26 protein-coding genes and 1 pseudogene are annotated in these 25,172 nt (G+C 61.6%); 13 read left to right on the top strand and 14 right to left on the bottom strand.

The window, feature by feature from the left end; all coding sequences use genetic code 11:
- Positions 1-404 precede the first annotated feature (404 nt).
- Entirely contained in the window at positions 405-611 is a 207-nt protein-coding gene (locus CCA01S_RS07345) for a cold-shock protein (RefSeq protein ID WP_066456236.1), read from the bottom strand.
- A gap of 272 nt (positions 612-883) precedes the next feature.
- Here CCA01S_RS07345 and CCA01S_RS07340 point away from each other — a divergent pair, with 272 nt between their 5' ends.
- Positions 884-2,065 (top strand): methionine aminotransferase, encoded by a 1,182-nt coding sequence (locus CCA01S_RS07340; RefSeq protein WP_066456233.1) that lies wholly within the window; start codon positions 884-886, stop codon positions 2,063-2,065.
- 859 nt (positions 2,066-2,924) lie between these two features.
- Here CCA01S_RS07340 and CCA01S_RS07335 read toward each other — a convergent pair.
- A complete protein-coding gene (locus CCA01S_RS07335; protein ID WP_066456231.1) occupies positions 2,925-3,971 on the bottom strand; it encodes a metallophosphoesterase in 1,047 nt (348 codons plus the stop codon).
- A gap of 77 nt (positions 3,972-4,048) precedes the next feature.
- Here CCA01S_RS07335 and CCA01S_RS07330 point away from each other — a divergent pair, with 77 nt between their 5' ends.
- Entirely contained in the window at positions 4,049-4,666 is a 618-nt protein-coding gene (locus tag CCA01S_RS07330; RefSeq protein ID WP_066456228.1) for a Fic/DOC family protein, read from the top strand.
- Between the two features lie 46 nt (positions 4,667-4,712).
- Here CCA01S_RS07330 and CCA01S_RS07325 read toward each other — a convergent pair whose 3' ends face one another.
- Positions 4,713-4,907 (bottom strand): hypothetical protein, encoded by a 195-nt coding sequence (locus CCA01S_RS07325; protein ID WP_066456226.1) that lies wholly within the window; start codon positions 4,905-4,907, stop codon positions 4,713-4,715.
- 246 nt (positions 4,908-5,153) lie between these two features.
- Here CCA01S_RS07325 and CCA01S_RS07320 point away from each other — a divergent pair, with 246 nt between their 5' ends.
- Positions 5,154-5,828 (top strand): methyltransferase family protein, encoded by a 675-nt coding sequence (locus CCA01S_RS07320; RefSeq protein WP_066456219.1) that lies wholly within the window; start codon positions 5,154-5,156, stop codon positions 5,826-5,828.
- A gap of 62 nt (positions 5,829-5,890) precedes the next feature.
- A complete protein-coding gene (locus CCA01S_RS07315; protein ID WP_084386590.1) occupies positions 5,891-6,562 on the top strand; it encodes a class I SAM-dependent methyltransferase in 672 nt (223 codons plus the stop codon).
- Here the strand turns inward: CCA01S_RS07315 and CCA01S_RS07310 are convergent.
- The 7 genes from CCA01S_RS07310 to CCA01S_RS07280 form a co-directional block, all read right to left on the bottom strand.
- A complete protein-coding gene (locus tag CCA01S_RS07310) occupies positions 6,534-7,889 on the bottom strand; it encodes an ATP-binding protein (protein ID WP_066456216.1) in 1,356 nt (451 codons plus the stop codon). The genes CCA01S_RS07315 and CCA01S_RS07310 overlap by 29 nt on opposite strands.
- A complete protein-coding gene (locus CCA01S_RS07305) occupies positions 7,865-8,530 on the bottom strand; it encodes a response regulator (RefSeq protein ID WP_066456214.1) in 666 nt (221 codons plus the stop codon). The genes CCA01S_RS07310 and CCA01S_RS07305 overlap by 25 nt, the downstream gene beginning before the upstream one ends.
- A gap of 107 nt (positions 8,531-8,637) precedes the next feature.
- On the bottom strand, positions 8,638-9,255 hold the full coding sequence (locus tag CCA01S_RS07300; RefSeq protein ID WP_066456211.1) for a trimeric intracellular cation channel family protein: 618 nt from the start codon (positions 9,253-9,255) through the stop codon (positions 8,638-8,640).
- 40 nt (positions 9,256-9,295) lie between these two features.
- Positions 9,296-9,889, bottom strand: a complete 594-nt coding sequence (locus tag CCA01S_RS07295) for a TetR/AcrR family transcriptional regulator (protein ID WP_066456210.1) — start codon at positions 9,887-9,889, stop codon at positions 9,296-9,298.
- A gap of 150 nt (positions 9,890-10,039) precedes the next feature.
- Positions 10,040-10,648, bottom strand: a complete 609-nt coding sequence (locus CCA01S_RS07290) for a PIN domain-containing protein (RefSeq protein WP_066456209.1) — start codon at positions 10,646-10,648, stop codon at positions 10,040-10,042.
- A gap of 58 nt (positions 10,649-10,706) precedes the next feature.
- The gene (locus CCA01S_RS07285) at positions 10,707-11,129 is read right to left on the bottom strand and encodes a nuclear transport factor 2 family protein (protein ID WP_066456207.1); all 423 of its coding nucleotides are present in this window, start codon (positions 11,127-11,129) and stop codon (positions 10,707-10,709) included.
- Positions 11,130-11,164: 35 nt separating this feature from the next.
- Complete coding sequence (locus CCA01S_RS07280; protein ID WP_066456205.1) at positions 11,165-12,241, bottom strand: MBL fold metallo-hydrolase; 1,077 nt, start codon at positions 12,239-12,241, stop codon at positions 11,165-11,167.
- Between CCA01S_RS07280 and CCA01S_RS07275 the strand changes: the two genes are divergently transcribed.
- Entirely contained in the window at positions 12,227-13,150 is a 924-nt protein-coding gene (locus CCA01S_RS07275; protein ID WP_066456203.1) for a LysR family transcriptional regulator, read from the top strand. The two genes, CCA01S_RS07280 and CCA01S_RS07275, sit on opposite strands and share 15 nt — an antisense overlap.
- Before the next feature lie 5 nt (positions 13,151-13,155).
- On the opposite strand, the gene CCA01S_RS07270 is transcribed toward CCA01S_RS07275, so the two are convergent.
- Positions 13,156-14,076, bottom strand: coding sequence for a LysR family transcriptional regulator (locus tag CCA01S_RS07270; protein WP_066456288.1), 921 nt, complete (start codon positions 14,074-14,076; stop codon positions 13,156-13,158).
- A gap of 97 nt (positions 14,077-14,173) precedes the next feature.
- On the opposite strand from CCA01S_RS07270, the gene CCA01S_RS07265 reads away from it, so the two are divergent.
- The 3 genes and pseudogenes from CCA01S_RS07265 to CCA01S_RS16300 all read left to right on the top strand — a co-directional run.
- Complete coding sequence (locus CCA01S_RS07265) at positions 14,174-15,187, top strand: zinc-binding alcohol dehydrogenase family protein (RefSeq protein ID WP_066456200.1); 1,014 nt, start codon at positions 14,174-14,176, stop codon at positions 15,185-15,187.
- A 37-nt stretch (positions 15,188-15,224) separates the two neighbouring features.
- Entirely contained in the window at positions 15,225-15,422 is a 198-nt protein-coding gene (locus CCA01S_RS15645; RefSeq protein WP_157076519.1) for a hypothetical protein, read from the top strand.
- A 256-nt stretch (positions 15,423-15,678) separates the two neighbouring features.
- A pseudogene (locus CCA01S_RS16300) lies at positions 15,679-15,828 on the top strand (LysR family transcriptional regulator); the annotation flags it as partial.
- Between the two features lie 5 nt (positions 15,829-15,833).
- Here the strand turns inward: CCA01S_RS16300 and gyrB are convergent.
- Genes gyrB through dnaA form a run of 3 tightly spaced genes read right to left on the bottom strand, consistent with a single transcriptional unit; the run spans position 15,834 to position 20,873 of the window.
- Positions 15,834-18,287 carry a DNA topoisomerase (ATP-hydrolyzing) subunit B gene (gene gyrB, locus CCA01S_RS07260; protein ID WP_066456198.1) on the bottom strand — a complete coding sequence of 818 codons (2,454 nt, stop codon included), beginning with the start codon at positions 18,285-18,287 and terminating at the stop codon, positions 15,834-15,836.
- A gap of 38 nt (positions 18,288-18,325) precedes the next feature.
- Complete coding sequence (dnaN, locus tag CCA01S_RS07255) at positions 18,326-19,435, bottom strand: DNA polymerase III subunit beta (RefSeq protein WP_066456195.1); 1,110 nt, start codon at positions 19,433-19,435, stop codon at positions 18,326-18,328.
- Positions 19,436-19,439: 4 nt separating this feature from the next.
- Positions 19,440-20,873 carry a chromosomal replication initiator protein DnaA gene (gene dnaA, locus CCA01S_RS07250; RefSeq protein ID WP_066456191.1) on the bottom strand — a complete coding sequence of 478 codons (1,434 nt, stop codon included), beginning with the start codon at positions 20,871-20,873 and terminating at the stop codon, positions 19,440-19,442.
- 243 nt (positions 20,874-21,116) lie between these two features.
- Between dnaA and rpmH the strand changes: the two genes are divergently transcribed.
- From rpmH to CCA01S_RS07230, 5 genes are all read left to right on the top strand, one after another.
- Positions 21,117-21,251, top strand: a complete 135-nt coding sequence (gene rpmH / locus CCA01S_RS15250; RefSeq protein ID WP_043679136.1) for a 50S ribosomal protein L34 — start codon at positions 21,117-21,119, stop codon at positions 21,249-21,251.
- A 44-nt stretch (positions 21,252-21,295) separates the two neighbouring features.
- Positions 21,296-21,655: a ribonuclease P protein component gene (locus tag CCA01S_RS07245; RefSeq protein ID WP_066456187.1), complete on the top strand. Its 360-nt coding sequence runs from the start codon at positions 21,296-21,298 to the stop codon at positions 21,653-21,655.
- The gene (gene yidD / locus CCA01S_RS07240) at positions 21,652-21,891 is read left to right on the top strand and encodes a membrane protein insertion efficiency factor YidD (RefSeq protein ID WP_066456282.1); all 240 of its coding nucleotides are present in this window, start codon (positions 21,652-21,654) and stop codon (positions 21,889-21,891) included. Before CCA01S_RS07245 ends, yidD begins: the two co-directional genes overlap by 4 nt.
- Positions 21,892-21,990: 99 nt before the next feature.
- Positions 21,991-23,727, top strand: coding sequence for a membrane protein insertase YidC (yidC, locus tag CCA01S_RS07235; protein WP_066456185.1), 1,737 nt, complete (start codon positions 21,991-21,993; stop codon positions 23,725-23,727).
- Positions 23,728-23,944: 217 nt separating this feature from the next.
- Positions 23,945-25,165: an ABC transporter substrate-binding protein gene (locus CCA01S_RS07230; RefSeq protein ID WP_066456184.1), complete on the top strand. Its 1,221-nt coding sequence runs from the start codon at positions 23,945-23,947 to the stop codon at positions 25,163-25,165.
- Positions 25,166-25,172: the final 7 nt, after the last annotated feature.

The raw sequence follows: 25,172 nt of genomic DNA, 5'->3' as shown, positions 1-25,172 counted from the left end.
GGACTGTGTGGTCCCTGTCCTGGAACCCAAGCGCGATTGGCGCGCCGGAGCCAGCTAGAAACAAAAACACTAATACAACAGTGCAATACAAGAACCAGCTGCGTTGGCACCCGTAAGGTCAATGCAAAGCAATACCTCGGCGGATAGATGGCTCGATTCCAGGACAGGAACCCCACAGTCCTTCCAACCGAACCATCTATCCGCCTGACGAAGTTCCAAGCAAGGCAAGAACAGACAACCGTGCAAGCAGACCCACCGCAAGATGTTCCACGTGGAACATCCAGAATAAGGTCATGAGGATAAGTGTGTGGACAACTCTGGGAAAACCGCGTACAACTTTCAGCTGTCGCAGCCAAGAAAAAAGGCACTCTTGCGAGTGCCTTTTTTGCATCAAGCGCTACGCCTTACAGCGGGCGGATTTCAGCAGCCTGGGGACCCTTGGGGCCGTCCTTGACTTCGAATTCCACTGCTTGACCTTCGTTGAGGCTGCGATAGCCACGACCTTCGATAGCGGAAAAGTGTGCGAACACGTCGGAGCCGCCGGCATCCGGAGTGATGAAGCCGAAACCCTTTTCAGCGTTAAACCATTTGACTTTGCCCGTTTGAGCCATGATCAGGAACGTCCTAATAAAAGAAAGATAACAACAATGAATCAAGAACGCGGAAACGAAACAGATCGTGCCTGATAAGCGGGTAGCGCCAGGGCAAGTCTACTGCGAGACGTGCGTACTGCTTGAATTGCATTGCAGCAAAGAGAATAACCATGCTTGATCCAAAGTCAAATCATAGTTTTCCCTTAGACGCAATTGTATCCACCCTGAGCACACTGTGCTGAACCAATCCGTAAAAAACTTATAAATAATCCTTTAATACAACAGACTCCATGCTGAACATCCAATCCAAGCTGCCCAAAGTGGGCGACACCATCTTCAACGAGATGAGCACCCTGGCGCTTCAGCACCAGGCCATCAACCTGGGGCAAGGGTTTCCGGACTACCAGCCGCCCGAAGCCCTGCTGGAGGAAGTTTGCCAAGCCATCCGACGCGGCCCCAACCAGTATGCGCCCATGGCAGGCATCCCCGCTTTGCGTGCAGCGATTGCCAGCAAGGTACAGGCCCAGCATGGCGTGACCTACCAGGCCGACACCGAAATCACGGTGACTTCGGGTGCGACCGAAGCGCTGGCCAGCAGCATCCTGGCCCTGGTGCACGCAGGTGACGAGGTGATTCTGATCGACCCGGCCTACGACTTGTACGCCCCCGTCATCGAACTGGCGGGCGGTGTCCCAATCCGTGTGCCGCTGCGGGTGCCCAGCCCTGAAAATCCCCAGTTTCAGCTGGACTGGAACGCTATCGAGGCCGTGATCCGCCCCAGCAGCAGATTGCTGGTGCTGAACTTTCCACACAACCCGACGGGCATCACGCTGAAGGAGGCGGATCTCGACGCGCTGGAAACACTGCTGGCACACAGCCGCCTGTTGCTGCTGTCCGACGAGGCTTACGAGCACATCATCTTCGATGGGCGTGTGCAGTACAGCCCAGTGTCCCGGCCACAACTGGCTGCACGCTGTGTGTTGGTTTCTTCATTTGGCAAGACGTTTCATGCCACTGGCTGGAAGGTTGGCTACTGCTGCGCCCCCGCGGCATTGATGACGGAAATCCGCAAGGTGCACCAGTATGCGGTGTATTCCGTCAGTACGCCGGTACAGGCGGGAATTGCAGCGTATTTGCAACAGGGTGCCCAGCTGGATGCCTTGTCCGGCTTCTACCAGCAAAAGCGCGACCGCCTGGCGGCGGGTTTGCAGCAGACGATATTGCGCGCGCTGCCTTCGGAAGGCACGTTTTTCCTGTTGGTGGATGCCAGTGCTCTGGGCGATCTGCCCGAGAAAACGCTGTCTTTGCGGATTTTGCACCAGTGTGGAGTTGCGTCGATTCCAGTATCCGCCTTTTACGACGACCCACACGCGCCGGAGGCGAACCATCGTCTGCTGCGCCTGTGCTTCGCCAAGCTGGACGCTACGCTGGATGCCGCGATCGAGCGTTTACAAACCTTGCGTATCGCCTGAGGGCAACTTCTTGCGGCAGTGTATGCCTGCTCAGACCCTGCCTGACCTGCTTTTGTCTTGTGCTGCTGGCTGGCAGAGTTCTGGTTTATACAAGATCTTTTATATTTATTTGATAGTAATGATGGGTGTCTGTGGATAACAGGCACAAGTCAATTATCCTTTGTAAAACAATAAATTAGAAGAAATTTTTCGGTGGATGCCTGTGTGGGGGAGCAGAGGACGGATTGGGGACGGATTTTTATCTGGCGCCCTGATCCCCGTTTCTGAACAGAGCGTCCACACTTCGTACACAGACACGCTCCATAGAGCTTATCCACAGACACATCTTCACCTCCGGGGGCTGCCAGGCCGTGCCTCGGCAGTCTTACCCCGTTTTCCAGGCAGTTTCGGCAGGCCTGATCTTCCTCGAAACCCGCGCGTGATTTGCCGTTTCTCGTCAGCGATGGTTGCCGGGCAGGTTGCGGGCATCTGTCGCTACCCGTGCCGATGATCCGTCATCCAGTCCCCTGAAAACCAGGAAGGCCCCCTTGGATGCCTGCCGTCCGGGCTGGCGCGCAGCGAGATGGCGGGGGCAGACAACGGTTTTCCAACAAGTATCTTTATCTACTTAATAAAGATAATGGAACCCTGTGGATATCTTGGATAAGCTGAAAAATTCAATGTCATCAATGACTTGTACGATTTTTTCCTGTGGCCTGTTCTGTGGTCAGTGCAAGGACGGATTGTGCATGGATTTTTCAAGCGGCTGGAATGTCATGCTTGTGAACAAGCTGTCCACATGAAATGCACGCAAGCCGCGCTCTAGACTTGTCCACAGGCTCGTAAGCCACGGGCACGAAGAAAACAGGGCTTGAGAGACTTAGCTGGTGGGGATGTGATCGCCGTTGTCGAACACCAGCGCGCGCTCGGGCCACAGCAGGGCGGCCAGGCGAAAGCGGATGTTGCCTGCCTGGTGGTGGTTCTGGCGTTCGCTCCAGCGGGCGCCCACCGAGTAATCCACGCAGAAGGCCTGGCGGTGTCGGCCATGCCAGGCAGTGGGCGCAATGCCTTCAAACAGCCTGCTGTAGCGCCAGACGTTCGGGTCGTGGGGGTTGAACAGACGCCAGTAATGGCCGATGACCACGGGGCTGGGGTCGGCGTCTTCGTCCCACCAGGCCGTGCGGTCGGAATAGCGCCAGCGGTGGCCCGAATAGAAGGGCTGGGCGCTGCGCGCCTCGATGCCGGAGGTCAGGCGCTTGATGGGGTTCAGGCGCTGCTGCAGCGATTCGAAGTCGGCCACGGCATCGAGATAGGGCGGGGGATCGTCCGGCGATTCGAGCTGGCGCGCCCAGCGTTCGCGTTCGGCCTGGTAGCGGGCTTGCAGGTCGTTTTCGGTGGCCGCGCGCGCGATGTTGAGATCCCACTGATGGATGAGCTCGAGGATGTTGCCGCAAGGGATGTCGCGGATGGCATCGATGGAGGCGGCGTCCCAAGCGGCGTGCACGAGGCGCAGGTCTGGGTAGCGGATGGCCAGCGGCAGGCTGGCGAGAAACGCGCGAATGTCGGGACGCTGCGAGGCGCTGGCCCGCGTGAAGGGGGCATAGTGCGGGGTGTCGGGCTCGTTGCGGCTGTCGAAGAACCAGCCGGAGCCATCCTTGGCGTCGTTGGCCAGGAGATTGATTTCGTGGTTGCCCAGGATGACCAGGGCGCGGCCTTGCTCGACGAGGGCCTGGACGCGCTGGATGACGCCCACGCTGTCCGGCCCGCGGTCGCAGAGGTCGCCGATGAAGACCAGTTGCCTGCCTTGCGTAGCCGGGTCGTGATCGAGGCGATCGAGCAGGGCATCGAGCGCCCGTACTTCGCCGTGGATGTCGCCGATGATGGCGAGTGCCTGCTGAGGCGGGGTCAGGACGAGATTCTGGTTCATGTCCCTATTTTGCTTCGTGAGCAGATTGGGGACAATGGGCAAAGTCCCATCCCGGATATTGCGGGGCAGGAGAGGTGATGAGTCGCTATGACATCAGTGGCTGGCAGAACAGCTACCAGGAAGGCTCCGACGCCCAGGTGCTGAAAAACAAGCTGGGGATCGTCACGCGCGAGGACATGAACCGGGCCGAGCTGATTTTGCTGCGCAAGCTGTATATGGCCGTGCTCAACCATGCCCTGCCGTCGGGCCCGTTGACGGTGGCGCTCATCCGCGAATGGCATCACCGCTGGCTGGGCAACGTCTATGCCTGGGCGGGCCACGAGCGTTCGGTCAACATGAGCAAGAACGGTTTTCCGTTCGCGGCCGCCGACCGCATCCCCGCGCTGCTGCAGGCATTTGATCGCCAATACCTGGCGCGCTACACCCCGTGCCAGGGCATGGGCCGCGAGGCCCTGATCGAGGCCATCGCGCTGACGCATGTCGAGTTCATTCTCATACACCCATTTCGCGAGGGCAACGGGCGCATTTCCCGCCTGCTGGCCGACGTGATGGCCGTGCAGGCCCGTCAGGGCCCGCTGGACTACAGCCCCTGGGAGCTGCGGCGCGAACACTACATCGCAGCCATCCAGATGGGGCTGATGGGAGATTACGAGCCAATGAAGCAGTGCGTCGATCAGGCCCTGCCGCGCGGCTGATCAGGGCTGGTGAAGGCGAAGTTGCGCGTGTGCGCGCATGCCGGCGTCAGGCCGCGGACGGCGTGGCGAGGTCGAGCGCGGAGAAGCGGCTGTCGGTTTGCAGCTGGGCTTCGAGTTCTTGGATGCCTTGCCCGGTTTCGATGGCCGTTGAACTGGCCACCGCGCGAATGATGCGGTGCGAATCGATGACAGGCACCGCCGACGGGCTATTGGACACGAGAGGAAGGGTGCTGGAAAGCATGTGCTCATTATACTGCGACCCTGGTGGTGCTTGCTGGAAATCCTTGATTTCAAGTGATAAATCCAGCCCGTAGGGGCCCTTATGGGTTGGATGCGGTGATTTCGAGACAGTCGGGCGCACTGCGGATGCCGTCGCCGATCCGCGCGCGCCGTCTGCGCCAAGTGTGTGCTAAGTGTGTGCTAAGTATTGCCGCGTAGGCTGCGCCCCATCGGCCCTTTCGGGTCTTTGAACGCACAGGGGATTTTTATGTCGCACATGGCGGCTGTGTCGGGCCGGGCGGATGCGCCCCGGCCGTCTCTGGATGCCACGTGGGCCCGCCTGGCCAAGGCCCAGGTGCGCCGCCGCCGGGCACTGGGCGTGTTGGTGGTGGCTGCCCTGGTTCTGTTGCCGTGGATCGGTTCGGCCTGGCCGGAGCCGGGCTGGGTCAACCAGGGGCTCGAATGGCTGGGGCTGGGCTTGATGGTCGCCGCAGTGCTGGGGCGTTGCGCCTGCATGCTGTATCTGGGCGGACGCAAGGGGGCCGATCTGGTGGCCGAGGGCCCGTATTCGGTCAGCCGCAATCCCTTGTACGTCTTTTCGATCCTGGCCGTTCTGGGCATTGGCCTGCAGACGGGCAGCCTGGTGGTCGGGCTGGCGCTGGCACTGGCCGCCAGCCTGATCTTCCGCTGGATCGTCGGGGAAGAAGAACAGTTGTTGCGAGTCGCCTTCGGCGCTTCTTTTGACGACTATTGCATGCGGGTTCCGCGCTTCTGGCCGAAATTGTCACTGTGGCGGTCGCCGCAGCATGTGACGGTGGATCTCGAAGGGCTCTGGAAAACGGTGCGTGATGCGCTACCTTATTTTCTATCCGTCCCGGTTTTCGAGGCCATCGAAAAGGCCCAGGAAGCGGGATGGGTGCATGTATACTGGTCGCTGTTCTGACGTGACGTCATGATCGGGTTCACCTTTGTAGTCTCTTGATTGTCAGCCAGCCGGAGACCTGCATGCTGAAGAACAAGAACATCGGTGCCATTCCTCTGGTACAGAGTCTGCGCGGCTACCACGCCCGCTATCAGTCTGACATCCATCGGCTGGTCGATCTGGTTCACACGTCTTCCCCTGGTCTGTTTCTACGCGAGCTGGCTTCCCGTCCGGAAGCGGTTGGCGCCGTGCTGCCCAGCTCCAGGCAGCTTGCCAGGCAGATGGCGGCGCAGGTGCCTCTCGAAGGCGATGGCCTGGTGGTCGAACTGGGCGCGGGCACGGGTTCCGTCACGCAGGCCTTGCTCGATCGCGGCATCAACCCTCAGCGGCTCTGGGTGGTCGAGCGCTCCGCGGCTTTCGTCCAGCACCTGCGTCACCGGTTTCCCATGCTCACAGTCGTCGGGGGCGACGCCGCCGAGCTCGATCTGTTGCTGCCCGCCAATCGGCGCGTCGATACCATCGTCTCCAGCCTGCCCTTGCGCTCGCTGCCCATCGACACCGTGGCGGCCATTCTGGGCAAGTGCCGACAGTGCCTGATGGCCGACAGCCAGCTGGTTCAGTTCACCTATGCTTTATGGAGCCACGACGCGGCGCTCTTTCAGGGCTTTACCGAGGCCGACAGCCACTATGCCTGGGCCAATCTGCCGCCCGCGCGGGTGCGGGTGTTCAGGCGCGACTCGTCCGCGGCACACTGACCGTCACTTTCAGCCCGGCGTGCGTCTGCGCGTCGGATGCTTCCAGCCGGATGCGCGCGCCCAGGCGGCTGGCAATGGTTCTGACGATGGCCAGGCCCAGGCCCGAACCAATCTGTTCGCTGCCCAGCACCCGATAAAAGGGGTCGAAGACGCGCGCCCTGTCGTGTTCGGCGATGCCTGGCCCGCTGTCGGCCACGCACAGTTCGACGAAGTCTCCGGCCAGGCGGGCGGAAAGATCGACCCTGCCGCCCGGCGGCGTATAGCGGATGGCGTTGTCCACCAGGTTTCTGATGAGCGTGGCAAGGTCGAGTTCACTGGCGGCGACGTAGAGGTCGGGGGCATCGGTGACCCCCACGTCGAGCTGCTTGGCCTGGGCCTGGGGCATGAGGTCTTCCAGCACATGGCGGTACAGCGCCGGCACGCAGACCTGGCTTGCCGCCTCTTTGGTGGAGGACTGCACCCGCGCCAGGCTCAAGAGCTGATCCAGCAGGTTGCGGCCTCGGTATATGCCTTTTTGCAGGGTAGCAAGGCGGTCGCGGGCAGTGGCCGACATCTCGGCTTCGGCCAGGCGCTCTGCCTGCAGGGACAGGGCCGTCATGGGCGAACGCAGTTCGTGCGCGGCATCGGCCACGAAGCGCTGTTGGGTTTCGCGTGCGCGTTCCACGCGCCCCAGCAGGCGGTTGATGGCCGTGACGAAGGGGCTCACTTCGGCGGGCAGCGGGGTGCCGCTGATGGGGTGCAGGTCTTCGACCGGGCGCTGGTCGATTTCGTGCGACAGGGCGGCAATGGGCTGGAACGTCGTGCGCACCAGCCGGGTGATCATGACGAGCAGGATCGGAATCAGCACCAGAAAGGGCATCAGCGTGCGCAAGGCGCTTTCGCGGGCGATCTTGTCGCGAAAGCTGGTTTCCTGGGCAATCGCCAGGCGCTCGCCGGCGGCCTGACTGGTGATGAGCACCCGGTACATTTCCCCTTGTGATTCGAGGGTGTGCAGGCCGTCGGCCAGGTAAGCTGGAATCGAGATCTGCCGATGGTGCCCGGTGGCGGTGTTCGTGGCCGCGCCAAGACGCTGGATGATGATGTGCGAGTCGTCGTCGCTGTCTTCCAGGTGCGTGGCTGCGCTGCCGGGGGGCAGCGCCAGGTGCTGCTGATCCATGAGCCCGGCGATCTGGTAGAACACGTCGTCCTGCAGCTCGTGGGCTTCGTCCAGCGAGGAGAAGAAGGAAAAGATGCCCGCGATACCCGCCACGATGATCACGATGAGCGACAGGTTGAATGCGAGCTTGAACCGCAGCGATGCGTTCAGTCGTTTTTTGAGACCATCCATCCCAAGCCTCGCACGTTGCGAATGACGTCATGCCCCAGCTTACGCCGCAGGGCGTGGATGAGGAATTCGACCGCGTTGCTTTCGACTTCTTCGCCCCAGCCGTACAGGCGGTCTTCGAGGTCGGCGCGCGACAGAATCGCGCCGGGCCGGATAAGCAGGGCCTGCAGCAGCGAAAATTCGCGGCCGGACAGCAGCACTGGCGGCTGGTCGCGTACGCGCGCCTGCCGGGTGACGGGGTCGAGGCTGACGCTGCCGTTGCTCAGGCTCGGACTGGCCTGGCCGCTTTGGCGGCGCAGAACAGCCCGCATGCGGGCCAGCAGTTCAGCCATGTCGAAGGGTTTGAGGATATAGTCGTCGGCCCCGGCGTCCAGGCCACGCAGGCGGTCGTCCAAGGCGTCGCGGGCACTCATGATGAGCACGGGCACGGAATTGCCCTGCGCGCGCAGCGCATCGAGCACGTCGAGGCCGTCTTTGCCGGGCAAGCCGAGGTCGAGCAGGACGAGATCGTAGTGCTGGCCTTTGATGGCCGAGAGCGCCGTCAGGCCGTTTTGCACCCAATCGGTGGCGTAGGCCGCGTCCTGCAGGGCGTCGTGCACGGTCTGGCCGATCATGGGGTCATCTTCAACCAGTAGGATGCGCATGAGATGAACTCAGTGTATGTAATGTTCAGGCCATTGCCCGTAACCGCGCCAGTAAATCCGCTTGTCGGCAGTCAGCTTCTTGTGATGGTTCTCGAGGCATTCATCATTTACTCACGCTCCCGAGCCGCAGGGAGATGCCATCCATACCGGATTGCCATGAAACGCAAGAAGAAGCAGACGGCCATGCCAAGCGCGGCTGAGACAACGGGTGAAACCTGCAGAACATGCCCGCCCGAGACGATGACGGCGCACGCAAGCGCAGCGAGTGCGTACAGATCAGAATGCAAGACGGCTGGGATCTCTTTGGACAGTACGTCGCGCAGCATACCCCCTCCGATTCCGGTCAGCATGCCCAGCAGCGCGGCGGGCACTGGGCCCAACCCATAGGCAAGCGCTTTTTCAGTGCCCGCCACGGCGAAAAATCCCAGGCCCACGGCGTCGAGCCACTGCACCGGGTGATCAAACTTGGTGACCAGTGGATTCCACCGAAACGCGATCAGGCCGGCGAGCACTGAAACCGCAAGGTAGACCCAGTGCGATACTGCCGCCGGGGGTACTGCACCGATCAGCAGGTCACGAGTGATTCCCCCCGCGTTGCCCGCTGCGAAAGCGAGCACCATGATTCCGAAAAGATCCATCTGCCGCTTGGCGGCCGTCGTGGCGCCACTGATGGCGAAGATGAATGTCCCGCCCAGATCCAATATCTGTGACAGCAAGGGATTCACGGGTTTTCCTTGTGAGATGTGATGCCTATTATGGACAGAATCAACCATCATCCTTCACAGGCCAAGCATCAAGGGCCAGGTTGGCGATAGCTTCGAGCTTCTCGCGGCTGAAGCCGGCCTTTGCTTGCACCGCCATGCCATGCGCGACCGACATGACAAAGGCGGCGAGTACGTCCGGCTTTGCCGTTTCCGGCAAATCTCCCTCTGTCTTTGCTCGCTCAAAGCGTTCCCTCAGCAGCGCCTCTCCTGCCGCGCGCGCCTCAATCAGGGCCAAGCGCACAGATTCGGCCTCATCGGAAACCGCCACGGCGCCATTGATGTGCAGGCAGCCGGGATGATCGGGGAAGCGGGTATTGAGATCCGCTGTGTTGTAGAGGATGCACGCGGCCACTTCCTTGGATGTCGGGCATTGCAAGGCTCGTGGCACGTAGTCCATATAGCGTTTGTAATAGCGTGCCAACGCCTGGCGGAACAGGGCTTCCTTGTTGCCAAAGGCCGCATAGAGCGCAGGCCTTTCCACGCCAGTGGCTGCCGTCAAGTCGGTGTAAGAGGCGCCTTGGTAGCCTTTGCGCCAAAACACACAGAGTGCCGCGTCGAGCGCTGCCTCTACGTCAAATTCACGATGGCGCCCCATCAGTTTTGCTCCCAGATCGCTGAAATAACGGTCATTACAAAATAGCTTGGTTCGGTATCGTACCGTACATTATTGTAATGATTATTATTTAATTATCATAAAGGTCTTTACGACATCATGCAAAACCACTGAGTGGCAAAGCCGCCGCGATCATTGCGGCATTGTCATAGGGGCTTTGGCCAACAGGCGCTCGAGGCGGTGCAGGCGTTCGCGTTGCAACGTATCGGCCAGCGGTTCGGGAGGATGGCCCAGTGCAACGACATCGGCGGCCACGGCCTGTACGGCGGCTTCCAGGCGCGATGATCCCGCTCGCCACCAGTCGGCCAGCAATTGGTCGGGGGAATACACGTCCAGCCCTTGGCGCCGCAATTCGGATCGGTTGAAATCCTTCAGATTCCACGTCATCACCTGCACGGCGGGCGGGCGCTGCAGGCCACAGCGCGCGCGCCGCGCCAAGCCGGCCGCGATTACGTGAAAATCCTTCGGATCGCTGTAGCGCAAACCGGCTTCGTAGGGAGCGGTGTTGGTCTCCATGGCGTCGGGGAAACGCTGGTTCATGGCGGCCCATTGTGTCGCCAGTTTTTCAGGTGGAACCTGCCAAAGACGCGCCGCATTGCGGCGCCATTCTTCGCCGATGCGTTCAGTCCAGACTGGCTGGAATACGCCTTGGTCGGCCAAGCGCAGCAGCAATTGACGCTGCACGGTGGACATCAGCACGCAGGCGTCGAGGACGACGAAGGGAGAGGTGGAGCAGGGCATGGGAGTTTGATTATCAGACTGATTGACCATCATTGGTCGTCAGGCCAAGCCTGATCGGTTATACGGCGTGCCTGCTTGTGCGAGCAGCACGAGACACAGCGAAACTGTCTTCGAGCATCGTGTACGTGGCGATTTTATCGCCCGCAAAGGTCAGCACGATGGAAAACGGTGTCTCGATCGGCTTGCCTGTGCGAATCACCCTGGATTTCAGCTCTCCGACGATAACAGCGCGTTCGTCACTGGCAAGGATGTCTCTGATTTCGAGGTTTTCCCGCGCGAGCAAAGTCCGACTGTCCCGTACGAAGCTGGATACGGCGGCACGCCCTATCTTTTTTCCCAGCCACGGAAGGGCTCCGGCATCACCGGGGACGTTCCATACGAGGTCTTCCGCGAACAGTAGAGCGACCTCATCCGGGCTGGCGGTTGAGTCCAGCTTGGTCAGAAAGATACGGGTCAGATTCAGGTTGTTCGCCACGCTCATAGATACGCTCCGTCATTGTGCGATTTCATTGGTCGTTACCGCATGGTCAACGGCGCTGCGAAGCGCCATGTGTAGTTGCGCCCTGTGGATTGTTCGATGTATCCCGCTGAGCTGCCAGCGAAGTGGGAACTGAGATAGAGCGCGTGATTTTTCGCGCACCAGTCGAGCATGCGACGTCGGGAATTCTCGGCACCGCCGGGGTCTTCGCAGAAGACTGAGTTCCAGTGTGGGAGGCTGACCTGGATGGGATGGTGCATGATGTCGCCGCCGAACAGGGCATGGTGACCGCGCGAGGTGAGGATGATGGAGGCATGGTCGGGGCTGTGCCCTGGTGTCGGGGTGTAAGTGAGTCCGTCGCCAAGCTCGGTGGGGTCAAATCCGGCCATTGGGTGGATGAGCCCTGCGTCCACGATGGGCTTGATGCTGTCGTTGTAGATGGTTCTGCGCTTTGGTTCGTTTTTCCAGCGCTCGATCGCTGGCGCGGAGCAGATGTACCGCGCGTGGGGGAACATGGGCTGCCAGTCTGTGCCGTCGTAGTGGGTGTTCCAGCCGACGTGGTCGATGTGCAGGTGGGTCATGATTACGGTATCGACGCTGTTTCGATCGATGCCGAGTCCGGCGAGTCGTTCGGCGAAATCCGTGTGGATATGGTCGAACAGCGGATTTCCATTGCGATCCCGGTCGTTGCCGATGCCCGTATCGATGATGATCAGCCTTCCGGGCAGGCGTATCACCCAGGCATGTACGGATATCGTCAGGTTCTCGGGCAGGCCGGAGGTGGGAAGTTCTGTGCCGTGCGCCGGAAAGAGCCTTGTCGCGGGGATGTCGGCGAGACGCTCGGTGACCCGGATGATTTCAGCGTCTCCAATCGAATAAAGGTGCATGTCGTCCATCGTTCTCAGCGATATGGTTTTGAACAGGGGGAGTATCTTGCTTCCGGCGGCGGATTCCCAATACTTCTTTTTGGCGGGGCTGATGCCTTCAGGGCATGGGATGGATTTCTCGGGCACGGGCGAGCCTGTCTCTGGCACTGTGACGTCCTTTGCAGTGGCGTCGATACAATTGAAGCGGTTCTTCACGCGCAGGCAGGCTCGAACATGGAACTTCGCCATTTACGTTACTTCACCACGGTTGCCGAGTACGGCAGCATGCGCATGGCATCGGATCGCTTGCACATTTCTCAGCCCGCAATTTCGCGCCAGATACATGATCTGGAGGCCGAACTCCGGGTTCAACTGTTCGACCGTACGGCCCGCGGCCTGGTGCTGACTCGTGCAGGCGAACGGTATTTGATCGAAGTGCATCGCATCCTCTCCATGATCGAGGCGGCTGGCAGATCGGCGCGAATGGTGATGGAGGGGAAATCAGGGCGGCTGGCCGTGGGGCTGGTCGAGATTGCGAGTTGGGAGGGTCTGATCCCCGCTGCGCTGGGTGAGTTTCGCCGTCGTCATGAGGCTGTGGATCTGCATTTGCATCCGGCCACGACGCCGGAGCTGCTTCGTGCAGTCGAAGATGGAGAACTGGACGGAGCGTTCGTCTATGCCTTTGATCCGCTGCCCGAGACGATAGCATCGACACGATTGACGCAGCATGGGGTCGTGCTGGCGGTGCCTCAGAATTGGCATGGGAACACGCGGGCGGATGTGTCGGCCCGCGACCTGGTTGATGAGCCCTTTGTCACATTCCAGCGCGCGGTCTATCCGACCTACTATGACCACTTGATTCAAGCCTGCGCGTGCGCAGGCTTGACCTTGCGGGTGGTTCAAGAGATGTCCAGCGAGGCCGCCATGCTTTCACTGGTGTCAGCTGACGTAGGGCTTGCGGTCGTCAATTCGTGCAATCGGTGGCGTGCCCCGTCGCGCGTGACATTTCTCGCATTGTCGGATCTTGCCGTTGCGTTGCCGCTCTCCTTCGTGCGTCTGGCGGGAAATTCCAACCCGGCGCTTACGCATTTCGAGGAGATTCTCAAGAGAGCTGCAACCGAAATGCCGACTGGAGAACACCTGTTTCCCCAGTCGTGAAAAAACTATTCCGGTTTTGGTGCTTGCTTGCCCATCAAGGCCATACACCGTTCCCGCAGGAAGGTGTGCAATTGACTGATTGCTGGTGTCAGCTGCGAGCGATGCGCGCAAATCAGGTGCAGCGGTGCGGGTTCCCCATACGATGCTGGAAACAGCTCCAGCAGCCGACCCGCCATCAAGTCGCCGATCAGATCCAGCCGCGATTTGTAGACTAGCCCTTCTCCGGAGATGGCCCAGCGGCGAACGACGTCGGCATCGTCGCTGACGCGGTTGCCCGTGACAGCAACCGTGCGGTCTCCGCCTGGCAAAGTGAAGCGCCAGCGTTCATGCACCTGTTCGTTCCACACATACCGCAGGCAGTTGTGTCGCCGCAGATCGTCGGGTTTGGTCGGCGCGCCATGCCGTTCAAGGTACGCAGGCGCGGCGCACAGGGCGCGCCGATTGCCTGCGGCCAATGGAAGGGCCAGCAGCGATGAATCGGGCAGCGTGCCGTAGCGTACGACGGCGTCCAGCGGCTGGCGGATAAGGTCGGCCGCCCGGTCGCTCATCTTCAGGTGCAATGACAGGCCGGGGTGCTGGTGCTGGAAGTCGTCCAGCCACGGCAGCAGCAGGTTGCGTCCAAAGTCGGAAGGCGCCGACAGCCGCAGCGGGCCGGTCAATGCGGATCGACCGTCGGCCAGGGCCTGCCGGCCTTGCTCTTGTGCATTCGTCATGCGTTTCGCATGCGGCAGATAGCGCTCCCCAGCTTCCGACAGCTGCATGCTGCGCGTGGAGCGTGTGAACAAGCGGGTATCCAGCGATTTTTCGAGCCTTCTCACGGACGCGCTCGCCTGTCCTGGCGCAATGTTCAACTGGCGTGCCGCTTCTGAGAAGCTGCCGGCTTCCGCTGTACGCACAAATATCTGGATGTCATCGAGCCTGATGATTTTCATTGAAATGCAGAAATTGTTTAAGTATTTGCTGTGTTTATCTTCATATCACAACAAAATAACATGACAGCCTCGTTTGTTAAGGAGCTTCTCCATGAAAGCCGTCGGCTTCTATCAAAATCATCCCATCAGCCATCCGCAAGCGTTACAGGACATTGAAGTGCCAACGCCCAAGCTGCGTGACCACGACCTGCTGGTCGAAGTCAGGGCGGTATCGGTCAACCCGGTCGATACCAAGATTCGGCTGGGCGGCGACATCCCGGCCGATGGCGCTCGCATCGCAGGCTGGGACGCCGCGGGTATCGTTCGCGCCGTGGGGCCGCTGGCCACGCGCTTCAAGGCTGGAGACCGCGTATGGTATGCCGGCGACGTCACGCGGCCCGGCAGCAACAGCGAACTGCAGGCTGTGGACGAGCGCATCGTCGGGCCGATGCCGACATCGCTGGATTTTGCCGAAGCGGCATCTTTGCCGCTGACTGCCATTACCGCTTGGGAGCTGTTGTTCGACCGCCTGCGTGTCCAGGAGGCCGACCCCACGGACAAAAACGTGCTGCTGGTCGTCGGCGCGGCAGGTGGTGTTGGTTCCATCCTGACCCAACTGGCGCGTACGCTGACGAGCATGACCGTCATCGGCACTGCATCACGGCCGGAAACCCGTGACTGGGTACTGGCCCATGGGGCGCATCACGTTATTGACCACCATCAGCCCTGGGTGTCGCAATTGGCCGAACTCGGCATTGCTGATGTTTCTCACGTCATTGGTTTGAACCATAGCGCTGGCTATGTGCCGGATATCGCCGCCGTACTTCGCCCCGAAGGCCAGTTCGCGCTCATTGACGATCCGACAGACTTGGACATCAGGCCATTCAAGACCAAATCCATTTCGATCCACTGGGAACTGATGTTCACCCGCGCCATGTTCACCACCCGCACCATCGCCCGGCAGCACGCCCTGCTGCGCCGCGTGGCCGATCTGGTTGATCAAGGTGGCCTGCGGCACACGCTGACTCGGCGTATTGACGGGATCAATGCCGCGGGCCTGATCCAGGCGCATGCCTTGGTCGAGGCTGGCAACATGATTGGCAAGGTCGTGGTCGCCAATCGTTGAATCGCCAATTCCCGCGAACCCGAAACACTGGCGCCGCATGATCCATGCGCTGGGACCGTCGGCGCGCGCCGCCACGGCGGCCAATGCGGCAACAGCGGGCGAATATTTCCAGGCACCTGAAGTCAAAGGTAAAACAATGACGGAAAAATTTGGCTCGAAATTGACCACCAATGAAGTGCTTGCCGGGGCTGACCTTACGGCGAAGCGATTTCTCATCACTGACGCTGCATTGTGAACTCTGATTCGACAATCTTGATACATCAAGGTATCACGCTGCGATTTGATATGTGATTGGTTTCAAAGCGGATGATTACCGGCCCTGTGCTACATGAAATATGGTTTGTCGCCGTCAGTGTTCGGTTTATTCACGCCCAGGTTGGCACCGATATGCAGTTCAGGAGATCCCATCACCTTGGTAATCAGCGCGCCTAGCCAGCGCGACACATCGGGAGAGCGTGGTTGAAGATGACGAGCTTGTTGCTCTCGTCGCCCTTGTGGATGCCGGCATACGCCTGGGCAGGAGCCTGGACGAGCATATGGTGGCTGTTCCGATCACGCCGCCGCTCGAGATGGCCATCGTGGGCTCACCCGCGTATTTCGAGCGGTACGGCGTACCGGAGACGCCTGCCGACCTGGCGCGGCAACCTCAGACGTCGATATTCCCCGCCTGCAGCGCGTGGGTTTCGATGAACGCCCGGCGCGGTTCGACGTTGTCGCCCATGAGGGTGACGAAGATTTCGTCGGCGGCGATGGCGTCTTCGATCTGTACGCGCAAGAGGCGGCGCACGGCGGGGTTCATGGTGGTGTCCCAGAGCTGGTCGGGGTTCATTTCGCCCAGGCCTTTATAGCGCTGCTTGCTGATGCCGCGTTCGGCTTCGCTGCGCAGCCACTGCATCACTTCGCGGAAGTCGGACACCGCCTTTTCTTTCATCTTGTCGCCCGTGCCGCGGCGGATGACGGCGCCTTCGCCCAGCAGGCCGAGGAAGGTCTTGGCCGTGCGGGCCAGCACGGCGTAGTCGCCGCCGCGCACGAAGCCGCGGTCGAACAGGCTGACGTGCAGGTTGCCGTAGTGTGGCCGGATGACCGCCAGGCGCCAGGCGTCTTCTTCTTCGTCATATTGGGCTTCGACGTGCACGGCATCAGGCGCGTCGGGGTCGCGCAGGGCGGTTTCGAGGGCGCTGGCGCTGGCGCGCGCGGCGGCTTCGTCCACCAGGCTGACTTGCACGCCTTCGGCCATGGCCGAGAGGGCTTCGGCGTCCATGATGCGCGAGAGCCGGGCAATGACGTGGTCGGCCAGCACGTACTGGCGGGCGAGATCCATCAGCGCGTCGTCTTTGATGGCGGTGGCCCCGGCGCGCGGCGTGAGTTCGGTGTCTTTGAGGGCCAGCTGCAGCATGAACTGGGCTTCTTCGGCATCGTCTTTCAGGTAGCGTTCGTCGCGGCCCACCTTGACCTTGTAGAGCGGCGGCTGGGCGATGTAGATGTAGCCGCGCTCGATGAGCGCGGGCATCTGACGGTAGAACAGGGTGAGCAGCAGCGTGCGGATGTGGGCGCCGTCCACGTCCGCGTCGGTCATGATGATGATGCGGTGATAGCGCAGCTTGTCGACGTTGAAGTCGGGCCCGATGCTGGTGCCCAGCGCCGTGATGAGCGTGGTGATCTGTTCGCTGGAGAGCAGGCGGTCGAAGCGCGCTTTTTCGACGTTGAGCACCTTGCCGCGCAGCGGCAGGATGGCCTGGAACTTGCGGTCGCGCCCTTGCTTGGCCGAACCGCCGGCGGAATCGCCCTCGACGATGTACAGCTCGCACAGGGCCGGGTCTTTTTCCTGGCAGTCGGCCAGCTTGCCGGGCAGGCCGGCGCCTTCGAGCACGCTCTTGCGGCGCGTCATTTCGCGCGCCTTGCGGGCGGCCTCGCGGGCGCGGGCGGCTTCGACGATCTTGGCGCACAGCGCCTTGGCGTCGTTGGGGTTTTCGAGCAGCCAGGTTTCAAGGGTGCGGCTGACGGCGTCTTCGACGGCGGGGCGCACTTCGCTGGAGACCAGCTTGTCTTTGGTCTGGCTGCTGAACTTGGGTTCGGGCACCTTGACCGACAGCACGCAGGCCAGGCCTTCGCGCATGTCGTCGCCGGAGGTATCGACCTTGGCCTTCTTGGCCAGGTCGTTGTCGGCGATGTATTTGTTGAGCACCCGCGTCATGGCCGCGCGCAGGCCCGTGAGGTGCGAGCCACCGTCGCGCTGCGGGATGTTGTTGGTGAAGCACAGCACGGTTTCGGCGTAGCTGTCGTTCCATTGCATGGCGACTTCGACGCCCACGCGCACGCCGCCCGCATCGGATTCGGTGGTGACCGCAAAGATGTTGTCGTGCAGCACGGTCTTGGCGCGGTTGATGTACTGGACGAAGCCCTTGACCCCCCCGAGGAAGGCCAGGTTTTCGTCCTGCCCGGTGCGCTCGTCCACCAGGCGGATTTTGACGCCGTTGTTCAGGAAGGACAGCTCGCGCAGGCGGCGGGCGAGGATGTCGTAGGTGTAGTCGATGTTGGTGAAGATTTCGGCGTCGGCCAGGTATTGCACCCGGGTGCCGGTGCGCTCGGTGTCGCCGGTGACGGCCAGCGGGGCCACGCGTTCGCCGCGGCGGAATTCCATCTGGTGCTCGTGGCCGTTGCGCCAGATGGTCAGGCGCAGCCATTCGGACAGCGCATTGACGCAGGAGACCCCGACGCCGTGCAGCCCGCCCGAGACCTTGTACGAGTTCTGGTCGAACTTGCCGCCCGCGTGCAGCTCGGTCATGACGATTTCGGCGGCGCTGCGGTGGTGCTCGTCGTCTTTGTGGATGGCGGTGGGGATGCCGCGGCCATTGTCGGCGACCGAGATGCTGTTGTCGGAGTGGATGGTGACGACGATGTCGTCGCAATAGCCGGCCAGCGCTTCGTCGATGGCGTTGTCCACCACTTCAAAGACCATGTGGTGCAGGCCCGTGCCGTCGGACGTGTCGCCGATGTACATGCCCGGGCGTTTGCGTACGGCCTCGAGGCCCTTGAGCATTTTGATCGAATCGGCCCCGTAGCCGGCCGAAGGCGTATTTGAAGAGGTGGGTTCTGACATGAAAATCCTGTGATTGAGTGCGTCGGACGAGAGCGGGATCAGATGCGCATCGGCATGACGACGTATTTGAATTCGTCGTCATCGGGCAAGGTGATCAGCACGGACGCGTTGACGTCGGGCTGGACGGACCAGCAGATTTCGTTGGTTTTGACGTTACCGAGTACGTCGAGCAAATAAGTGACGTTGAAGGCCACGTCGAGGGATTCCTGGGCGTAATCGACTTCGAGTTCTTCGCGCGCTTCTTCTTGTTCGGCGTTGGAAGAAGAAATGCGCAGCAGGTTGTCGCCCAGTTGCAGGCGCACGCCCTTGAGCTTGTCGGTCGTGAGGATGGCCGCGCGCTGCAGGCTGGCCTGCAGGGCCTCGCGCGCAATGAGTACGTGGCGCGTGTAGCCGGTGGGGATGACGCGCTTGTAGTCGGGGAACTTGCCTTCGACCAGTTTGGAGACGAGCTCGATCTGGTCGAAGCGAAAGCGGATTTGCCCGGCGGCGATGTCCACCTGCACGGGCGAGTCGCCATCGCCCAGCAGGCGCTGCATTTCGTGGATGGTCTTGCGCGGGATGATGGCGTCGAGCTGCGCGTCGAGCCCTTCGACGGCGATGCCGCTGTGCGCCAGGCGGTGGCCGTCGGTGGACACGGCGCGCACGCGCCCGGGTTCGAGCACCAGCAGCAGGCCGTTGAGGTAGTAGCGGATGTCTTGCTGCGCCATGGAAAAGTGCACCATGTTGAACAGCTGCTTGAGGTCTTTTTGCGGCATCGAAAAAGACGCGCCCCACTGCTCGGCCTGCGACACCGTGGGGTAGTCGTCGGCGCTGAGGGTTTGCAGGGCGAAGCGGCTGCGCCCGGCCTGCACGGTGAGCTTGTTGTCGTCCAGCGACAGGCGTACTTCGCCGGTGTCGGGCAGCGCGCGCAGGATGTCGAGAAACTTGCGTGCCGCCACGGTGGTGGACTGCACGTCGTCGCCCACGCCGAAGTCGGCATGGGTGGTGATTTGCACTTCGAGATCGTTGGCCACGAAGGCGACCTGGTTGCCTTGCTTGCGGATCAGCACATTGGCCAGGATGGGCAAGGTATTGCGGCGTTCGACAATCCCCACGACGGTGGTGAGGGGTTTGAGCACGGCATCGCGGGTCGCTTGTATCAGTAGCATGTTCTTATCCTTTGAGGGTTTGCTCGAGTACGTGTAATGCGTGGTTCAGTTCGGTCTGCTTGCCGCGCAGATCGGTGATCTTGCGCACGGCGTGCAAAACGGTGGTGTGATCCCGCCCGCCGAACAGGTCGCCGATTTCGGGCAAGCTCTTTTGCGTGAGCTCTTTGGCCAGGTACATCGCGATCTGGCGCGGCAGGGCAATATTGGCAGGCCGACGTTTCGAATACATGTCGGCCACCTTGATTTTATAGAAGTCGGCCACGGTCTTTTGGATGTTTTCGACCGTGATCTGGCTGTTGGAGACGGACAGCAGGTCTTTCAGGGCTTCTTTGCAGACTTCGACGGACAGCACCTCGCGGCCATGGAAGCGCGCGTAGGCGGACACCTTGCGCAGGGCGCCTTCGAGTTCGCGCACGTTGCTGCGCAGGTGCTTGGCGATGAAGAAGGCCACTTCTTCGGGCATGGTGATGCCTTCGGTCTGCGCCTTGCGCAGCAGGATGGCCACGCGCATTTCGAGTTCGGGGGGCTCGATGGCCACCGTGAGGCCGGAGTCGAAGCGGGAAATGAGCCGACTGTCGATGTTGGCGAGTTCTTTGGGGTAGGTATCCGAGGTGATGATGATTTGCTTGCGCTGCGCCACCATGGCCTCGAAGGCATAGAAGAATTCTTCTTGCGTGCGGTTCTTGCCGGCGAAGAACTGGATGTCGTCGATGAGCAGCAGGTCGAGCGAGTGGTAGTAGCGCTTGAACTCGTCGAAGGCGCGGCGCTGGTAGGCCTTGACGACATCGGACACGTACTGGTCGGCGTGCACGTAGCGGATGCGCGGGCTGTTGCCGCTGGCCAGCATGGCATTGCCGATGGCATGGATGAGGTGCGTCTTGCCCAGGCCCACGCCGCCATACAGAAAGAGCGGGTTGTACGACACGCCGGGGTTTTCGGCCACCTGCAGGGCTGCCGCGCGCGCCAGCTGGTTGGCCTTGCCGGTGACGAAATTCTCGAAGGTGAGATCGAGGTTGAGGCGCGATCGATCCTGGATGGATTCTTCGGTGGCGGTGTGCACCGGCGACGGGGCCGGGGTTGGGGCGGCGTGTGACGCCGCGGGCACCGCGTGCGCCACCGCCGCGACCGCGCTGGAAGGGCTGCCCGCAGCGCCGCCCGTGGGGCGACTGGCCGCCGGGGCGGGCCGTGCCGGGCTGGTGCCGATTTCAAGCTGCACCTGCACGGCCTGGGAGAACCAGTCGGTGGCCAGGGCTTCGATGCGGGCGGCGTAGTTCTTGCGCACCCAGTCGAGCTTGAAGCGGTTGGGCGCGGCGATTCTCAGGATGGCAAGCTCTTCGTCGTAGCCCAGTGGCACGAGCGGTTTGATCCAGGCGCTGATTTGTTGCGGGGGGAGTTCCTGTTCCAGTTGCTGGAGACAGGTCTGCCAGAATTCATTCATAGGACATCAACGGGCGAAACCTCGATTCTACCTTTTCAGTGGTAAGTTATCCACAGACGGCCCTGTTTTGCTGGACTTATACACGGGGATAAGTGCTCAAGTAATTGACGTGCAGGCAAAAATTTGTTGAAATAATGGGCTTTTCGATGCTTTGGGTGAGTCGGGTCTATCGAACCTGGCTATGAATGCGCCCGGGCCATCGAGCCCTTAGCTACTTTTAACCCAAGCTCTTTTGGATTCGCCATGAAACGCACTTTCCAGCCTTCTGTCACCCGCCGCAAGCGCACCCATGGGTTTCGTGTCCGCATGAAAACGCGTGCCGGTCGTGCCGTCCTCAGCGCTCGTCGCGCCAAGGGCCGCAAGCGCCTGGCCGTCTGATTGCCTGCCGGGGTGCCAGTCGTTTTTCTGATGCCCCGCTAGCCATGCCATCCGGTCTTCCTCCGGCGGCCCGGCTGCATCGCCCCTCGGAATACGCGGCGGCCCTCAAGGGGCGGCGTATCGCGCGAGGGGCTTTGTTCGTGGTGTCCAGCCCACGCGAATCCAGTCCGGGCGTCAGGCGCCTGGGGCTGGTGGTGCCCAAACGGCACGCGCCCCTGGCCGTCACCCGCAACGCCATCAAGCGCGTCATCCGCGAGGCCTTCCGTCTGCGCCGGGATACCCTGCCGGACGGCGACCTGGTCTTTCGCCTGGTGAACCGCCCGGCGCCCGCCAGCCTCACCGTGCTCAAGCGCCAGGTGCGCGCCGAGATCGACACGCTGCTCAACCGGGTGGCGAAATGCTGATCCGGGCCTTGTTCATCGCGCCGATCCGCTTCTATCGGTACTTCCTGAGCCCCTGGGTGGGGCAGCAGTGCCGCTTCACCCCCACGTGCTCGGCCTACACGATCGAGGCGATCGAAACGCATGGCGTGGTGCGCGGCTTGTGGCTGGGCATGCGCCGCATCGCGCGCTGCAACCCGTGGTGCGAGGGCGGGCTCGACCCCGTGCCGCCTCCCGGGCACCATTCGCACAGCCACTGATGGCCGACGGGACGGATCACGCCACCTCAAGTCCCTGTCAGCATCCCTACGTTAAACTGGTGAGCTTTTGCTCTGACCCTATTCGAGAAACCGGCGCCAATGGACATTCGACGCACCATCCTCTGGATGATCTTTTCTTTTTCACTGTTGCTGCTGTGGAACAACTGGCAGGTGTATCAGGGTCAACCGTCCCTGTTTTCCCTGACGCCACCAGCGGCCACAGAAAAGGCGGCGCCATCCACGGCGGCAGCGGCTGACCACGCGGCACCCGCCAACGTGCCGGCGGTCGACCAGGCGCAGGGCGCCTCGCAGGCCCCTGCCGCCGCCGCGCCCGCCCAGGGCGAGATGGTGCACGTGAAGACCGGGGTGTACGACTTGACGTTCGACACGCTGGGTGCGCAGCTGGTGCGCGCCGAACTGCTGGACTACAAGAACCAGGACGCCACCACCGGCATCTTGCCGTGGTTCAAGCGCCTGATGGGCAAGCAGCCGCCGCCGGATGCGGGCAGCGCCATGTATCTGCTCAACGATCAGCCGGGCGACATGTATGTGGCGCAGACGGGCCTGGTCGGCGCCCCGGCGGGCAGCGGCTATCCCACGCACCTGACGCCTTTCACGGTCGTGGGCGCGGGCCCGGTCGTCAAGGGTGACACCACCGAAATCGCCTTCGAGGCCACGGCGGGTGATGTGCGCGTCGTGAAAACCTTCGTGCTGTCGCACGATGGCTACGACATCCAGGTGCGCAACGACATCACCAACCTGGGCGATCAGGCGATCAACCCCTCGGTGTATCTGCAGCTGACGCGCGACGGCCACGAGCCGGTCAACACCACCGGGTTCTACAGCACGTTTACCGGTGCGGCGGTCTATTCGCAAGAAGACAAGTTCCAGAAGGTGAAATTCGACGAAATCACCAAGAACAAGGCCAGCTACATCCAGCAGGCGGACAATGGCTGGGTGGGCATGGTGCAGCACTACTTTGCCTCGGCCTGGGTGCCCAAGCAGGGGGTCGTGCGCACCAACCAGGCGCTGGCGCTGCCCGATGGCCTGTTCGCCATCCGCACCATCGAACCCGTGGGCTCGATCGCCCCGGGCGCCAGCAAGTCGGTGGATGCCCAGCTGTGGGTGGGCCCGCAAGACCAGCGGGCCATGAGCAAGGTGGCGCCGGGCCTCGACCTGGTGGTGGATTACGGCTGGGTCACTATCATCGCCAAGCCGATGTTCAAGTTCATGATCTGGCTGCACGGTCTGGTGGGCAACTGGGGCTGGACGATCGTGTTGCTGACGCTGCTCATCAAGCTGGTGTTCTACCCGCTGTCGGCGGCCAGCTACCGCTCGATGGCCAAGATGAAGCTGGTCACGCCGCGCATGCAGCACCTGAAAGAAAAGTTCGGTGACGACAAGGCCAAGCTGAACGCGGCCATGATGGAGATGTACCGCACCGAGAAGATCAATCCGCTGGGCGGCTGCCTGCCGATGGTGGTGCAGATTCCGGTGTTCATCGCGCTGTACTGGGTGCTGCTGGGCAGCGTCGAGATGCGCGGCGCCCCCTGGATTTTCTGGATTCACGACCTGTCGGTGAGCGATCCGTGGTTCATCCTGCCGGCCTTCATGATGCTGACGATGTTCCTTCAGATCAAGCTCAACCCCACGCCGCCCGACCCCACCCAGGCCAAGATCATGATGATCATGCCCCTGGTGTTCGGCGGGATGATGTTCCTCTTCCCGGCGGGCCTGGTGCTGTACTGGTGCGTGAACAACACAGTGTCCATCGTGCAGCAGCGCGTCATCATGCATCGCCTCGATAAAGAAAAGGCGGCAGCGGCATCCAGCTGATGTTTGCCTGACTTCTGGCCGTTGAAATGGCGCCTCGCTTGAGGCGCCATTTTTTTGGGTGTTTTGTGCACTTGGGGCGCAAGGGCCGGGCGGATTTTGACTTTCCTTGTCCCCAGCCCTACAGTTGAAGCCTGAAGATAAGAACCAGAAGCACGCAGATCGGTGCTCCAGCATGGTTGTCCTGCACCCGACAGGGTGCCCACACGAGGAGAAGTACATGAGACGCTTCAAGTTGCACGCCTCTTTGGCGGCTGCACTGACGTTTGCCTTGGCCGCGGCAGGCCCGGCCCAGGCTCAAGACCCTATCCGCATCGGCGCCATTTACCTGATGTCGGGCAGCGCGGCCACATATGGCGAGTTCGCCCAGCAGGGGGCCAAGCTGGCCATCGACGAAATCAATGCCGCAGGCGGTGTGCTGGGCAGGCCGCTGGCGGCCCAGTTTGAAGACGGGCAGGGCAAGGCCGCCGTGGCGATCCAGGCGGCCCGCAAATTGGTGTTTCAAGACAAGGCCGACGTGCTCATGGGGCTGGATAGCTCGGGGGTGGCGCAGGGACTCACCCCGGTAGTGCCCGAGCTGGCCAAGCCTTTCATGATCACGCACGCCGCCACGCCTGACGTAACCGGCAAGCTGTGCAACAAGTACACCTACCGCCTGAGCGTCAACGTCAATCAGAACATGGCGGGGGCGGCGGCCATCGCCGCCGAGTCGGGCGCCAAAAAGTGGACGACCATCGGCCCGGACTATGCCTTCGGGCATCAGTCCTGGGAATTCTTCAGCAAGTATCTCAAAGAACAAAAGCCGGACGTGCAGCTCATGGAAGACAAGCTGGCCTTCCCGCGCTTCGGGGCCGAAGACTACGTGCCCTTCATCAACAGTGTGATGGAAAGCAAGCCTGATGGCGTGCTGATCTCGCTCTGGGGTGGCGACCTGGTCAACTTCGTGCGCCAGGCCAATGACCGGGGCTTTTTCAAGCAGGGCTACAAGGTGCTCATCAGTGTGGGCGCTGCCACCGAGGTGCTTGAGGCACTGGGCGAGCAGATGCCGGAAAACGTCTGGCTGGGCACGCGCTACTGGTATGCCTCTTGGGATAACCCGGTAAACACGAAGTTCGTGGCCGCGTACAAGGCCGCCTACAAGCAGCCGCCCAGCTACAACGCCGAGGGCGCTTACGTGGCGGTCTATGCCTTCAAGGCCGCCATCGAGAAAGCCGGTTCGGTGGACGGCGCCAAGGTGGCCGCCGCCCTGTCGGGCCTGAGCATCCCGGCCCCCACGGGCGAACTGGTGTTTCGCAAGGCCGACAACCAGGCGCTGGTGGGTCCCACCTGGGGTGTTTCCGGCCCCATGAACACCGAAGACAAGATCCGGTCGCTCACGCAGATTCGCAACTTTGATGGTGCGAAGATCACGCCTGCGGCAGACCCGGCCTGCAAGCTCTGATGTCCTG

Origin of the sequence: Castellaniella caeni NBRC 101664 (assembly GCF_001592225.1) — a bacterium.
Taxonomy (GTDB): Bacteria; Pseudomonadota; Gammaproteobacteria; order Burkholderiales; family Burkholderiaceae_B; genus Castellaniella; species Castellaniella caeni.
This window is presented reverse-complemented; position numbering and strand designations above follow the sequence as displayed.